We start from the raw sequence: 13,476 nt of genomic DNA on the forward strand, positions 1-13,476 counted from the left end.
CGCGCCCCTCCTCAGGACTCCGGGGCGATCCCCGCCGGCAGCGGCGCCGCGTGGACAACGCCCAGGTGGCGGGTGGTGCGGGTCATCGCCACGTACAGATCGCCGGCACCGTGCTCCGCGAGCACCTCGGCCGGCTCGAGGATCACCACGCCGTCGAACTCCAGGCCCTTGGCATCCTGCGCGGTCATCACCGCGATCTCGTCGTCCACGCCGGAGGAGCCCGCACCGATCGTCGGCAGGGCATCGAAGGTGCACAGGCTCGCGATGACGGCGTCGCGGCGGGACGAGCTCGTGATGACGGCGAGGCGCCCGATCCCTTCGGCGTGGAGAGCGGCGACCGACGCGGCGACGCGCTCCTCGAGCGCGGAAGCGTCGACCTGCTCCACGAGCGGATCGCGGTCGCCCTCGCGCACGGAGGTCACCGGGGTGACGGGGAGGTCATGGGCGCGCGCCATCGCGAGCGCGCGGTCCATGATCCGCGCCGGGGTGCGGTAGTTCACCGAGAGGTGCTCGATCTGCAGGCGATCCTGCACGTAGGGGGAGAGCGCCTGCTCCCACGAGGAGGAGCCGCCCGCGGAGGAGGTCTGCGCGACGTCGCCCACCACGGTGAAGGACTTGGTGGGGGCGCGGCGCATGAGGGCGCGCCAGCTCATCGCCGAGTGCTCCTGCGCCTCGTCCACCACCACGTGGCCGTAGGTCCAGCCCCGCTCCGAGGACGCGCGCTCGGCGAGGGTGCGCCCGTCGCGGATCCGGGTCACCTGATCGGCGAGGTCCTCGGCCCGGACGATGCCCGAGGTGTCGAAGTTCTCGATGACCTTCCGGGCGTAGTCGACGTCGGCCTCCCGTCGGCGCGCGGCCTCCTGGGCGCGGGCCTCGGCGGGCGCTGAGTCCTCGCCGAGCAGCTCAGCGACCTCGTCGAGCAGCGGCACGTCCTCGACCGTCCAGGGCGCGTCCTTGGGGCGGACCAGGAGATGCAGCCGGTCGGCGAGCGACCGCGGTGCGGCGCTGCGGAGACGATCCTCGCGCGACAGCAGGATCCGCAGGAACCCCTCGGGGGTGTACGGCAGCCAGGCGAGGTTCAGGGCGCGCCGGACATCGGGGTCGTGACGCAGATCGGCCAGCAGATCGGGCCGATCCTCGGGGATGATCGTCTGCCCCCGGGCTCGCAGCGCCTTCTCGTAGCTCTCCACGAGTCGGTCCATCGCGGCCCGCACGAAGATCGAGCGCGCGGCGTTGTGCGGCTTGTGCGTGGCGCGGGCCTCGCGGCGCGCGGACCGGATGGCGTCCCGGGTGAGGGTGATCGGGGTGCCGTCGATCCGGAAGCGGACGTCCTTCTCCGGCACCACCTGGCGCTGCTTGACGGCGCGCGCGAGTAGCTCGGCCATGGCGATGTCGCCCTTGACCCGGGCGGTCTCGTCGTCGTCGTGCACGAAGGTCTCCACGCCCGGGAACATCTCGCCGGGGGTCAGCATCACCACGCCGGACTCGCCGAGGCTCGGGAGCACCCGCTCGATGTACCGCAGGAAGCCGGGGGTCGGGGCCATGATCAGCACGCCGGTGTGCTCGAGGCGCCGGCGGTGCGTGTAGAGGAGGTAGGCGGCGCGGTGCAGGGCGACCGCCGTCTTCCCGGTGCCGGGCCCGCCCTGGACGACGAGCACACCGCGGTTGTCCGAACGGATGATGCGGTCCTGCTCCGACTGGATGGTCGCGACGATGTCGCCCATGCGTCCGGTGCGCTGCCCGGAGACGGCGGCCAGCAGCGCCCCCTCGCCGTGGAGGACGACGTCCTCGCCGGACTCCTCGAGGACGCTCTGGTCGAGGACGTCGTCCTCGAGGCCGACCACCGTCCGGCCCCGGCTGATCAGGTGCCGGCGCAGGCGCACCCCCTGGCGGTCGGTGCTGGTGGCCTCGTAGAAGGCGGCGGCTGCCGGGGCGCGCCAGTCGACCAGGAGCTGCTCGCGTTCCGCGGTGAACAGTCCGATGCGGCCGATGTAGTGGCGAGCGTGGTCGTCGGTGTCGAGCCGGCCGAACACGACGCTGCGGGCGACGGAGCGCAGAAGCGCGAGCCGGTCCTCGTACAGCGCCATGAAGGCGTCGCGCTCGGAGCGGTTCTGGTGGGTCGAGGCGTGCTGCGAGCCCTGGATCTCGTCGAGGTTGCGTTCGACCTGGGCGATGAGCTCGTCGAGACGGGCGTAGAGCCTGTCGGCGTAGCTCTGCTCCCGGGCGACTTCCTGAGCGAGCTTCTTCTCAGAATCGTCCACGGACCTGCTCCCCCTGACGGTTGACCGGACACCGCGCCGTGCCGAGCGGACCCGGGACCTCTCCGACGCGGTGGTCCATTATGGTGGACGGGCCTGGATGCGCGCGCCATCCGGGCGGTCGCGAGGGAGGAGACGGCGATGCGAGACCCGCGGGACCTCTACCGGTTCGAGTCCGCCGACGTGCTGGCAGCCGTCCCCCGGAACGGACTGACCCTCGTCACCGCGCTGCCGGGCCTCGTCGACGCCGGCAACGCCTGCCGCATCGCCGCCACCTACCTGCGCGATGAGCTGCGGCATCTGCCGCTGGTCACCTTCGACGCCGACGAGCTGCTGGACTTCCGCGGCTCGCGACCGCAGGCCGTGTTCGACGGCACCTCCTATACGCGGGTCGAGATCCCCGAGGTGACGCTCTCCCTCCTGTACGACGAGTCCGACCGGCCGTTCCTGCTACTCGACGGCCCCGAGCCGGATCTGCAGTGGAACCGCTTCGCCGAGGCGCTGATCGACCTCGTGGAGTTCTTCGAGGTCGAGCGGGTGGTGGGGATGCAGGCGGTGCCCATGGCCGTCCCGCACACCCGACCCATCGGACTGTTCACCCATGCCAACGATCCCGCGCTGCTGGGTGATCCGGGGGCGCGTGCGATCCCGGCTCCGGGCACCGATCCCTCCGGCGAGGAGGGGACCGAGATCGTGGTGCCCGCGAGCTTCGGGGCGCTCCTCGAGCTCCGGCTGGGCAAGGCCGATCATCCGGCGATGGGGTACGCCGCCCAGATCCCGCACTACCTCACCCGCACCGACTTCCCAGCCGGGGCCCTGGCTCTGCTGCGCCGCGTGAGCGAGGCGGCCGGTCTCGACCTCCCGCTCGTCAACCTCGGCGATCTCACCGATGCCGCGACGACCGCCCTCGAGGGGACGCTCGCGCAGAACGCCGAGGTGCGCCAGATCGTCGCCGCGCTCGAGGAGCAGTACGACTCCCTCGCCGAGAACGACGAGGGGTCCCCGATCGCGACCACCATGGACCTGCCCACCGCCGAGGAGCTCGGGGACCACTTCGAGCGGTTCCTCGCCGATCAGGGTGACGGAGACGGGAACGGGACCGCGGACCGCTGAGGCGGTCGCCGGAGCGGCGGCTGAGCGCCCGGGACGCCCGGTTCGTTATGTCTTCGTGACCGGCCGGGGACGAAGTCCGTGTGAAGCGGGCCACGCTCGTGTCATCATGGGGTCGTTGCGGTGATGCAGGTCCAGCAGGACAGTCCGTCGAAGGTGCCTCGGCACAGCGATACGGCTTGCACCTGACGCCACCCGCTCCGGCGGGGGACGGCACACGCGGCACCGCGGTCGCGTTCCGCGACCGTTGATGGACGACACAGAAGGTGACAGGAATGGCACAGGGCTCGGTCAAGTGGTTCAACGCCGAAAAGGGCTATGGATTCATCGAGATCGACGGAGGCGGCGCAGACGTCTTCGTGCATCACAGCAAGATCGACATGGACGGCTACCGCGCCCTCGACGAGGGTCAGCGCGTGGAGTTCGAGGTCAGCCAGGGCGACAAGGGGCCGCAGGCCGAGCAGGTTCGTCCCCTCTGATCGTCGGGCACCCCGAGATCTCACGGACCGGGCAGGAGCTGAGGCTCCTGCCCGGTCCGTCGTTCGTGCGCCACCGCAGCGCGGCAGGACGCGTCCCGAGCGCGGCGGGGAGTACGGGATCCGGACGAGCCAGGGCGCCGGTCCGCACGGGATGAGCCGACGGCGTCGAGCGGCCGCTCAGCGCGGGACGATCACGCTGCCGGTACGGGCGAGGGCACGGACCCGGTCCTCCGGGGCGAGCCGCACCGAGACGGCGTCCGAGCGCAGCGCCCGGTCGAGGCCCTCGGGCAGTGGGCGTTGCGAGGCGACCAGCACGCAGTTGCCGCGGCGCTTCCCGCTCAGATGGGACGGCTCGGCGATGACGCCGACGTGGGCGAAGGTCGCTGCGAGAGTCGCGACCTCGTCCGCGAGCAGGCTCGTGCCGGGGGGAGCGGCGCAGTTGGCCAGATAGAGGCCGTCCTCCCGGAGGACCCGATCGACCTGGCCCACGGCCGCGGCGTCGGTGAGGGCCCGCGGCGTCACGACTCCGGCGAAGACGTCGCGGATCACCACGTCGAAGCGGTCCTCCCGCCAGGAGTCCAGCGCCTCCCGGGCATCGCCGATGCGCAGTCGCAGCTGGGGGGACCGGGGGAGGTCGAACCAGGTCCGGACCCCGTCGGCGAGCAGCTCGTCGAGCTCGACCACGATCTGGCGGGAGCCGGGGTGGGCGGAGGCCACGGCGCGCGGCAGGGAGCAACCCCCGCCCCCGAGGTGCGCGAGCTGCGGCGCGGGGGCGTCCGTCCCGCGCTCGGCCAGGTGGAGGTCGATCACCAGCTGCATCCACCGCATGTACTCGAACACCAGGTGCTCGGGGTCGGGGTGCAGGTGCGAGGACGGCACCCCGTTGACCTGGAGAAGCACCGACCCGTCGTTCTCCCGGCTCAGCCGGGCGCTCCCGGTCGAGATGGGGAGCGGGACATCGAGGGCGGGAAGGTGCTCGAAGGGGAGGGAGCGGGAGCGCTCTCGCGCGCGGCGGGCCATCGGGCCACTCTAGAAGACGCGTGCGATCGTTCCTCCCCAGGGCGTCCTCGTCCCCAGCGCACCGGCACCGGCGTCATCCGTCGGACCCCCTCCCTAGCGTGGGATCACCACAGCACGACAGCACGACAGCCCGACAGCACTAGAGCACCGCGGCGCACCGCGCGGCGGCGAGGCACGGAGGAGGGACATGATGACGACCATGACAGGACGAGGCGCGAGGGCGATCCCCGCCGCCTCCGGTGCGCTCACCCTGCGACGCCGTCTGGCGCTGCTCGACCAGGACCAGGCGGATCTCGAGCGGGCCCGGCAGCTCCTGGCCCAGGCGCGGATCGCCGCGCCGCTCGCTCCGCGCGAGGCCTTCGAACTGGCGCATCGCTCCGCTCTCCGCGGTGCGGGGATCCTCGTCGCCCGGGCGAACCGGGAGCGCAAGCGGAAGCTGCCGCTGAACGTCTGGGCGGCGCTCGACAGGCTCGGACCGGTCGGCCGGGACCGCGCGGCGGCGCTCGCCCCGCTCGTCGCCGAGCGCGCGCGACTCGATCGCAACCTCGCGGCCCAGCCGGATCCGGGACTCCTGGAGCAGCATCTCGACGGGACCGCCGCACATCTGGATCTCGTCGCCGCGGCCCTGCTCGACGATCTGCCGCCGCACCTGACCGCGCTCGCGGGCTGAATTCTGCGCGGAGCCGGGCCGGCCGCGCCGCAGCACGGGACCGGTACAGTTCCGCCACGGAGGAGGTGTCGCGTGATCCGAGAGCAGGCGGCGGGGGACGAGGTCTCCGGGATCCTCCACCTCGACATGGATGCCTTCTTCGCCTCGGTGGAGATCCGCGACGACCCCTCGCTGCGGGGGCTGCCCGTGGTGGTCGGCGGAGCCGGAGCGCGCGGCGTGGTCGCCGCTGCGAGCTATCCCGCCCGCAGCCGGGGGATCCGCTCGGCGATGCCCATGTCCACCGCCCGGCGCCTGGCGCCCGACCTCGTGATCGTCCCGCCCCGCATCGACCACTACCGGCGCGTGTCCGCCCGGGTGATGGAGCTGCTGGGCACCGTGGTCGCGGACATCGAGCAGATCAGCGTCGACGAGGCCTTCCTCGATGCCCGCCCGGCCCGGCGTCTGTTCGGCGAACCCGCGCAGATCGCCTCCCGGCTGCGGCTCCTGATCCGGGAGGAGCTGGATCTGCCCTGTTCGGTCGGCGGCTCCGTCTCCCGGCCGGTCGCGAAGATCGCCTCGGCGCGGGCGAAGCCCGACGGGATGCTCATCGTCCCCGCCGCGGAGACGGCGGCCTTCCTTGCGCCCCTCCCCGTCGGAGCCATCTCGGGCATCGGACCCAAGGCGGTCGCCGCGCTCGAGAAGCTCGGGGTCGACACCATCGGCAGCCTGCGCGAGCTCCCTCCGTCGGTGCTCGCCCGGGTGCTCGGCCCGCGGGCCGCCGAGATCGCCCGCCTCGCCGACGGAACCGACCGCACCGGGCTCGGCCACCGCACCCGCGACCGCTCCCTCGGAACCGAGCGCACCTGGGACGAGGACCTCACCGATCCCGACGAAGTGCGCCGCCGGATCACCCAGATGGCTGACGACGTCGCCCGGCAGCTGCGCGGCAGCGGCTTCACGGCGCGCACCGTCGTGCTCAAGCTCCGGGCGCCGGACGGCACCACCCTCACACGCTCCTCGACCCTCGACCTGCCCACCGACTCGGGCGAGCGGATCCGCGAGCACGTGGTGGCGCTGTGGGAGAGAGAGCGCCCGCGGATGCCCCGCGTGCGGCTCGCCGGAGTGCGCGTCACGCAGATGCAGCCCGCCCGCGGCGGCCCCGCACAGCACGAGCTCGTGGGGCGGACCACCGGGTGGCAGGACCTCGAGGCCGCCATGGATCGCGCCTCCGCCCGGTTCGGGGTCGACTCGCTCCGCCGCGGGTCGACCCTCGCCCCGGGGTCGTCGGCAGCTCCCGGAGCGGCCGCGGCCGGGTCGTCCCCGCGAACCCCCGACGAGCCGCCCGAGGACTCCGGCCCCGCGGTCGCCCCGGGTCTGTGGTGAGGCGTGGCCCGGACTGTTCACAACACTCAGCGCGGGGATCTAGACTGTGCTGACCGCCGACGATGGCCGGGATCCTCTCCGGATCCGAGATCGGCGACAGTGCGCCCGACGGCGCGTGAGGACGGGGACAAGGAGCGGGATCATGCCGCTGTCTGAACACGAACAGAAGATGCTCGACGAGATGGAGCGCCAGCTCTTCGCGGACGACCCGCGACTCGCCCGGGCATTCGCACCCTCGCGCGGTCCGCGACGCAGCGGCCGCCGCATCCTGATCGGTCTCGCCGGAGTCGTCCTCGGACTCGGCGTGCTCGTCCTCGCCGTCTCGCTCAACCTGATCTGGCTGGGCGTCATCGCCTTCCTCGGGATGCTCGGCGGTGCCCTTTTCGCGATCACCGGACCCCGCTCCTCGGTCGACCCCGGCGGCGCGGTCCCCGGTGACGGTGACGGCGGCTCCCGACCGACCGCGCCGCGCGGTGGCGGCGACGACTTCCTGCGCAAGATGGAGGAGCGCTGGGAGCGGCGCTCGGGGGACGACCCCCGGGTCTGATCCCTCCCGGTCCGGGCCCCGACCCGAACTGCTGACCTGATGCCCCGGCTCCCGTGAGCCGGGGCATCGTCATGTCCGGACTCCGCCGCTGCGCTCCCGGGCGTTCCCCCGATCCGCCACTCCGCTCTCGGACCGTCCGCCACATCGCTCCCCGGGCATCCCCCACATCGCTCCACCGGCGCCCTCCTTCGCTCTCCACCGCCCTCCCCGTCGACCCTGCCCTCGCCTCCATCCCGCTCTGACCTGCGAGTTCCCCCTAGCGGATGCGGGGGAGGGGAGGGCGACCCCGGCGCCGGGGCGCTGCGGCGCGCCCGACGTCGCTCCCGGCACGCAGATTTCCCTCCACCTCACACCACCCCTGTGACCTGCGGACTCGCAACACTCACAGGGTGATCTGGCGCATTCTGAGGGCAATGGTGGGGAGTGGTGGGGTAAAGTGGAGCGTGTTGGGAGGAGATGGAGTCCGGATCGCGAGTCGTGGTGAGCGAAGGAGGTCGAGATGTTCCTCGGCACCTTCACGCCCAAGCTCGACGAGAAGGGCCGCCTGATCTTCCCGGCGAAGTTCCGCGACGAGCTCGCCTCGGGACTGGTCATGACTCGTGGGCAGGAGCACTGCATCGCCGTGTACCCGCTCGGAGAGTTCCGCCAGAAGCTCGAGGAGGCCCGTCGGGCGCCCACCACCGATCGGCGCACCCGCGACTACCTGCGTGTGCTGCTGTCCGGCGCGGAGGACGTCATCCCGGACAAGCAGGGCCGCATCACCATCCCGGGCCACCTGCGCACCTACGCGGGCCTGGACCGGGAATGCGCCGTCATCGGCGCGCTCGACCGGCTCGAGGTCTGGTCCCTCCCGGCGTGGGAGACCTACCTCGAGCAGAAGGAGGAGGGCTTCGCGGAGACCTCCGAGGAGGTGGTCCCCGGCCTCTTCTGAGCTCGGCTCCCCGGACCTCCGTCCTGTGAGACCTCTCGTCGTTCCCGCCCCGAGGCACCTTCCCCGGCGGCGGGTCGGGAACGACGGGGAATCTGGCAGGACGGGACCGCGCCCAGGGCGCACCCGGAGCCGCGCACGACGACAGCCGACAGCACACGGAGAACGCACGGACCCAGGGGAGGGGTGACATGGACGAGACGACCGACGCCAGGCCCGCCGAGGAGCGGCACCTGCCGGTGCTCCTGGCCACCTCCGTCGACCTCCTCGTCCCCGCGCTCCAGGAGCCGGGCTCGGTGTACCTGGATGCGACCCTCGGCATGGGCGGCCACGCCGCCGCCGTCCTGCAGGCCGCCCCGCAGGCCCGCCTGGTCGGCATCGACCGCGACCCCCAGGCCCTCGAGCTCGCCCGGCAGCGGCTGGACCGCGCCGGCGTCGGCGACCGCGCCACCCTGGTCCACGCGACCTATGACCGGATCCCCGAGGTGCTCGAGGAGCTCGGCCTCGCCGGCGTCCACGGCGTGATGATGGACCTGGGGCTCTCCAGCTTCCAGATCGACACCTCCGAGCGCGGCTTCTCCTACTCGGTCGACGCGCCGCTGGACATGCGCATGGACCCCTCCTCGGACGCTCCCTCCGCCGCGGACCTCCTGCGCGACCTGCCCGAGTCCGAGATCGCCCGCATCCTCCACGAGCTGGGGGACGAGCGCTTCTCCCGGCGGATCGCGCGACGCATCGTCGAACAGCGCGAGATCGCCCCGCTCACCCGCAGCGGCGAGCTGGTCGAGCTGCTGGACCGGGCGATCCCCGCGGCCTCCAAGGCGAGCGGCGGGCATCCCGCCAAGCGCACCTTCCAGGCGCTGCGGATCGCCGTCAACGAGGAGCTCGAGATCCTCGCCTCGGCGCTCGAATCCGCCCTCGACGCCCTGCTGGTGGACGGGCGGATCCTCGTGGAGTCCTATCACTCCGGCGAGGACCGCCTGGTGAAGACCGCCTTCGCGCGCCGCACCCGCTCCTCGGCCCCGCCCGGGCTGCCGGTCGAGCTGGAGGAGCACAGACCCACCTTCGCCCCGCTCGTGCGCGGGGCCCTCCAGGCCGATGAGGTCGAGCGGGAGGGCAATCCCCGCGCCGCCTCCGTCCGACTCCGTGCCCTGACCCGTACCCGACCCGCGAAGAGAGCTCACTGAGATGGCCAGCACCTCCGCCGTTCACGCGCCCGCGGTCCGTCCCGCCCGGGGGAAGCGGAACGCCGCCCCCCGTCCCCGACTGACGGTCGTCGCGTCCCCGCGCACCGCCCGCGGCCCGATGCCGTTCACTCTGCTGTGCACGCTGATCGTGGTCGCGACCCTCGCCGCCCTCCTGTACCTGAACATCCAGATGTCCGGGGCCAGCTACGAGATCACCCGACTGCAGAACCAGTCCCAGCGGCTCACCGAGGAGCAGCAGGCCCTCGCCGAGACCGACGAGCGCCTCGGCACCCCGCAGGAGCTCGAGCGCCAGGCCCGCGAGATCGGCATGGTGCCCGTCACGGATCCCGCATACATCGACCTCGACACGGGCGAGGTCATCGGCCAGACGGCGCCGGCGGCGCAGACTGAGGCCAACCCGGAGCTGGCGGCGGTCCCCGCAGAGGTGGCCGTGCCGCCGGCGCAGATCTACGAAGAGCCCACGACCTACCACGGCATGGGCAACGAGGGAGCCTGACCATGGCGCGGTCCCGCACCACGCGCACCCGCCGCCCCGCCCGGGGCGGTGCCCCCCGCGTCCCCCGCGCCCGCGTCGGCGCCCCCGCCGTCCGCCACCGCCTGCTGCTCTGTATGATCATGGTGGCGGTGCTGACGCTGTCCGGTCGCCTGATCTGGGTGCAGGGACTCGACGCGAGCGCCCGCGCCCAGGAGGCGGTCGAGCAACGCACCGTCACCCGCACCATCCCCGCCCTGCGCGGCGACATCCTCGACCGCAACGGCACCGCGCTGGCGAGCTCGGTCCAGCGCTACGACCTGTGGGTCGACCAGCGCCAGGTCGACGAGTACCTCAAGAACTCGACGTCCGCCGACGTCAAGGGCGTCGAGGCCGCCGCCCGGGACCTCGCGCCGGTGTTCGGCTGGACCGTCGAGGAGACCGAGGAGGCGCTGACCGGAGACAAGGGATTCAAGTACCTGGTCAAGAACGTCGAGCCGAAGGTCCGTGACGCGGCGCTCGCGCTGAAGATCCCCGGCGTCGGCTCCGACGCCGTCGCGGACCGCATCTACCCGGCGGGCTCCGTCGGCGGCAACGTCCTCGGCTTCGTGGGCGGCGAGGGCACGGCGCTCGCCGGCGTCGAGCTCTCCTTCGACGAGGAGCTCAGCGGCGCCGACGGGTCGACCACCTACGAGCGCGGCGCCGCCGGCCAGATCATCCCCACCGGCAAGCAGGAGACCACCGCCGCGGTCGACGGGCAGGACGTGGTCCTCACCCTCGATCGCGACTTGCAGTGGAAGTCCCAGCAGGTGATCGCCGCGGCAGTCGAGCAGTGGGGTGCCGAGGGCGGCAGCGCGATCACCTACAACGCGCGCACCGGCGAGGTGCTGGCCCTGGCCGAGTACCCGACCTACGACCCCAACGATTTCGCGAACACCGATCCCGAGGATCTGGGGAACCGGTCGATCTCGAACGTCTTCGAGCCGGGCTCCACCGGCAAGCTGTTCACCGTCGCCGCCGCCCTCGAGGAGGGCACGGTCTCGGTGGACGACCAGTTCGAGATCCCCTACGAGATGTACTTCGACGGGCACCGCATCAAGGACTCCCACGTCCACCCCGATCAGCAGCTGACCCTCGCCGGGGTGCTCAAGAACAGCTCGAACGTCGGCACGGTGCAGATCTCCGAGGAGCTCGACCCCGAGGTGCGCTACGACTACCTGCGCGCCTTCGGCATCGGCCAGCCCACGGGCATCGAGCTGCCGGGCGAGTCGGCGGGCGTGCTCCACCCTGCCGAGGACTGGAACGGGCGCACCCGCTACACGACCTCCTTCGGCCAGGGCTACAGCGTCAACGCGCTGCAGATAGTCGCCGCGATCGGCACCTTCGCGAACGACGGGGTGCGGGTCCAGCCCACCCTGATCGCCGGGGTGCAGGAGGCGGACGGCACGATCAGTCCGCTCGGCGAGCCCGAGCAGACCCGCGTCATCTCCTCGGAGACCGCCGCGACGATGCTGCAGCTGATGGACAACGACGTGGACGACGAGACGTCCGGCGCGGCCGTGACCGGCTACGCGGTCGCGGGCAAGACGGGCACCGCCCAGACGGCCGACGGCCAGTACACCGCCTCGTTCATCGGCTTCGCCCCGGCGGACGACCCGGAGATCGTCACCGGCGTCTTCATCTTCGGCCTGGACACCTTCATCTCCGGCGGCCGCGCCGCGGCACCGGCCTTCTCCGAGCTGACCACCTACACGCTGCAGAACCAGGGCATCGCCCCGACGGGCGTTCCCGGCCGTGAGCTCGAGAACGAGTGGGGCCAGGAGTGAGCGGCGCCGGCCCCCTCGCGGACCATCCCGCGGAGATCACCCCCGAGCCGGCCCGCCCGCGTCGCCCCCTCGGCGCGGACGCAGCGGACCTCGCCCGCGCCCTCGGAGCCCCCCTCCCCGAGGGCGCGGAGCGGGTGCGCGCCCAGGGCGTCACCCTGGACTCGCGCGGCGTCGCGCCCGGCGACCTGTGGTGCGCGCTGCCCGGCGCGAACGCCCATGGCGCGGACTTCGCCGCGCAGGCCGCCGGCCGCGGAGCAGTGCTCGCCCTCACCGATGCCGCGGGGGAGGAGCGCTGCCGCACCGCCGGACTGCCGGCGCTCGTCGTCGAGGATCCCCGCGCCGCGACCGCCCTCGCCGCCGCCGCGGTCTACGGGCATCCGGCGCGCCGCCTCAAGACCGTCGGCGTGACCGGCACCAACGGCAAGACCTCGATCACCACCGTGGTCACCGCCGCGCTCACCGCCCTGGGCCGATCCACTGGCGTCATCGGCACCTCCGGCACGAGCTACACGGGGGCCGACGGGACACCGCACCGCATCGCGACGGTCCGCACCACCCCCGAGTCGCCCGAGCTGCACGGCATCCTCGCCCGCATGGTCGAGGACGGCACGGAGGTCGCCGCGATGGAGATCTCGAGCCACGCCCTCGTGCTGCACCGCGCCGACGAGGTGGTCGTCGACGTCGCCTGCTTCACCAACCTCACGCAGGACCACCTGGACTTCCACGGCACCATGGAGGCCTACTTCGCGGCGAAGGCCCGGCTGTTCACCCCGGAGCACTCCGCGGCGAGCGTGATCTGCGTGGACGATGCCTGGGGGCGCCGGCTCGCCGCCGAGGCGAGCGTCCCGGTGATCACCTATGCCACGCGCGAGGGCGTCGACGCCGACCATCGGGCCCGCGACCTGCGCGCCGACGGCTACGGCACGACCTTCACCGTCGACGGCCCCGACGGGGAGCGCACCCTCCACGCCGCGCTGCCCGGCCGGCACTACGTCGCCAACACCCTCGCCGCCGAGCTGATCCTCGACCGTCTCGGACATCGCGGCCCCGCCGTGCGCGCCGCCCTGGCCGAGGCCGGGACCGTCCCCGGCCGGATGGAGCTCGTGGCCGAAGCCCCCGTGCGCGGCGTCGTCGACTACTCCCACACCGCCGACGCCCTCGAGCAGGCGCTCGTCACCCTGCGCGGCGTGCCCGGGACCCGTCGCCTCATCGCGGTGATGGGCGCGGGCGGCGACCGGGACCGGACCAAGCGCCCGGCGATGGGCGAGGTCGCCGCGCGCCTCGCGGACGTGGTGATCGTCACGGACGACAATCCGCGCTCCGAGGACCCCGCCGCGATCCGGCGCGAGGTCCGCTCCGGCATCCCGGCGGGCGCATCGGCGCAGGTCCACGAGGTCGACGGCCGGGCCGCGGCGATCGCCCTGGCCGCCCGGATCGCCGACGTGGCGGACACCATCCTGGTGGCGGGCAAGGGAGCCGAGACCGGACAGACGATCGGCGGTATCGTCCATCCGTTCGACGATCGCGAGCAGCTGCGCGAGGCCCTCGCGGCCGCGCACCGCCCGCACCCCGACCCGACCGACGGAGGACGCTGAG

Annotated in this window: 12 protein-coding genes; 10 read left to right on the forward strand and 2 right to left on the reverse strand. The window is 72.8% G+C overall.

Annotated elements, in window-relative coordinates; genetic code table 11:
* Window positions 1-11: 11 nt before the first annotated feature.
* Window positions 12-2,261 (reverse strand): HelD family protein, encoded by a 2,250-nt coding sequence (locus V1260_RS00275; RefSeq protein ID WP_329744787.1) that lies wholly within the window; start codon window positions 2,259-2,261, stop codon window positions 12-14.
* 138 nt (window positions 2,262-2,399) lie between these two features.
* On the opposite strand from V1260_RS00275, the gene V1260_RS00280 reads away from it, so the two are divergent.
* Together V1260_RS00280 and V1260_RS00285 are read left to right on the forward strand one after the other, a co-directional pair.
* Window positions 2,400-3,371: a proteasome assembly chaperone family protein gene (locus V1260_RS00280; protein WP_329744788.1), complete on the forward strand. Its 972-nt coding sequence runs from the start codon at window positions 2,400-2,402 to the stop codon at window positions 3,369-3,371.
* Between the two features lie 272 nt (window positions 3,372-3,643).
* A complete protein-coding gene (locus V1260_RS00285) occupies window positions 3,644-3,847 on the forward strand; it encodes a cold-shock protein (RefSeq protein WP_010551414.1) in 204 nt (67 codons plus the stop codon).
* 177 nt (window positions 3,848-4,024) lie between these two features.
* On the opposite strand, the gene V1260_RS00290 is transcribed toward V1260_RS00285, so the two are convergent.
* Window positions 4,025-4,867, reverse strand: a complete 843-nt coding sequence (locus V1260_RS00290; RefSeq protein ID WP_329744789.1) for a spermidine synthase — start codon at window positions 4,865-4,867, stop codon at window positions 4,025-4,027.
* 190 nt (window positions 4,868-5,057) lie between these two features.
* On the opposite strand from V1260_RS00290, the gene V1260_RS00295 reads away from it, so the two are divergent.
* From V1260_RS00295 to V1260_RS00330, 8 genes are all read left to right on the forward strand, one after another.
* The gene (locus tag V1260_RS00295) at window positions 5,058-5,537 is read left to right on the forward strand and encodes an SAV_6107 family HEPN domain-containing protein (RefSeq protein WP_329744790.1); all 480 of its coding nucleotides are present in this window, start codon (window positions 5,058-5,060) and stop codon (window positions 5,535-5,537) included.
* A gap of 72 nt (window positions 5,538-5,609) precedes the next feature.
* Window positions 5,610-6,899: a DNA polymerase IV gene (gene dinB / locus V1260_RS00300; protein WP_329744791.1), complete on the forward strand. Its 1,290-nt coding sequence runs from the start codon at window positions 5,610-5,612 to the stop codon at window positions 6,897-6,899.
* Between the two features lie 142 nt (window positions 6,900-7,041).
* Complete coding sequence (locus tag V1260_RS00305; RefSeq protein WP_329744792.1) at window positions 7,042-7,446, forward strand: DUF3040 domain-containing protein; 405 nt, start codon at window positions 7,042-7,044, stop codon at window positions 7,444-7,446.
* Window positions 7,447-7,945: 499 nt separating this feature from the next.
* The gene (gene mraZ, locus V1260_RS00310) at window positions 7,946-8,377 is read left to right on the forward strand and encodes a division/cell wall cluster transcriptional repressor MraZ (protein ID WP_329744793.1); all 432 of its coding nucleotides are present in this window, start codon (window positions 7,946-7,948) and stop codon (window positions 8,375-8,377) included.
* Window positions 8,378-8,565: 188 nt separating this feature from the next.
* Window positions 8,566-9,561: a 16S rRNA (cytosine(1402)-N(4))-methyltransferase RsmH gene (gene rsmH, locus V1260_RS00315; protein ID WP_329744794.1), complete on the forward strand. Its 996-nt coding sequence runs from the start codon at window positions 8,566-8,568 to the stop codon at window positions 9,559-9,561.
* A 1-nt stretch (window position 9,562) separates the two neighbouring features.
* A complete protein-coding gene (locus tag V1260_RS00320; RefSeq protein ID WP_329744795.1) occupies window positions 9,563-10,078 on the forward strand; it encodes a hypothetical protein in 516 nt (171 codons plus the stop codon).
* Window positions 10,079-10,080: 2 nt separating this feature from the next.
* A complete protein-coding gene (locus V1260_RS00325) occupies window positions 10,081-11,880 on the forward strand; it encodes a peptidoglycan D,D-transpeptidase FtsI family protein (RefSeq protein WP_329744796.1) in 1,800 nt (599 codons plus the stop codon).
* The gene (locus tag V1260_RS00330) at window positions 11,877-13,475 is read left to right on the forward strand and encodes a UDP-N-acetylmuramoyl-L-alanyl-D-glutamate--2,6-diaminopimelate ligase (protein WP_329744797.1); all 1,599 of its coding nucleotides are present in this window, start codon (window positions 11,877-11,879) and stop codon (window positions 13,473-13,475) included. The genes V1260_RS00325 and V1260_RS00330 overlap by 4 nt, the downstream gene beginning before the upstream one ends.
* Window position 13,476 lies beyond the last annotated feature (1 nt).

It is taken from the genome of Brachybacterium sp. J144 (assembly GCF_036321705.1).
Classification (GTDB): Bacteria; Actinomycetota; Actinomycetes; order Actinomycetales; family Dermabacteraceae; genus Brachybacterium.

Bases quoted from the DNA above. Each gene is read 5' to 3' on its own strand.
- V1260_RS00285 (WP_010551414.1), top strand. From the start codon at position 3,644: ATGGCACAGGGCTCGGTCAAGTGGTTCAACGCCGAAAAGGGCTATGGA.
- rsmH (WP_329744794.1), top strand. From the start codon at position 8,566: ATGGACGAGACGACCGACGCCAGGCCCGCCGAGGAGCGGCACCTGCCG.
- V1260_RS00320 (WP_329744795.1), top strand. From the start codon at position 9,563: ATGGCCAGCACCTCCGCCGTTCACGCGCCCGCGGTCCGTCCCGCCCGG.
- V1260_RS00295 (WP_329744790.1), top strand. From the start codon at position 5,058: ATGACGACCATGACAGGACGAGGCGCGAGGGCGATCCCCGCCGCCTCC.
- V1260_RS00305 (WP_329744792.1), top strand. From the start codon at position 7,042: ATGCCGCTGTCTGAACACGAACAGAAGATGCTCGACGAGATGGAGCGC.
- mraZ (WP_329744793.1), top strand. From the start codon at position 7,946: ATGTTCCTCGGCACCTTCACGCCCAAGCTCGACGAGAAGGGCCGCCTG.
- V1260_RS00290 (WP_329744789.1), bottom strand. From the start codon at position 4,867: ATGGCCCGCCGCGCGCGAGAGCGCTCCCGCTCCCTCCCCTTCGAGCAC.
- V1260_RS00325 (WP_329744796.1), top strand. From the start codon at position 10,081: ATGGCGCGGTCCCGCACCACGCGCACCCGCCGCCCCGCCCGGGGCGGT.
- V1260_RS00280 (WP_329744788.1), top strand. From the start codon at position 2,400: ATGCGAGACCCGCGGGACCTCTACCGGTTCGAGTCCGCCGACGTGCTG.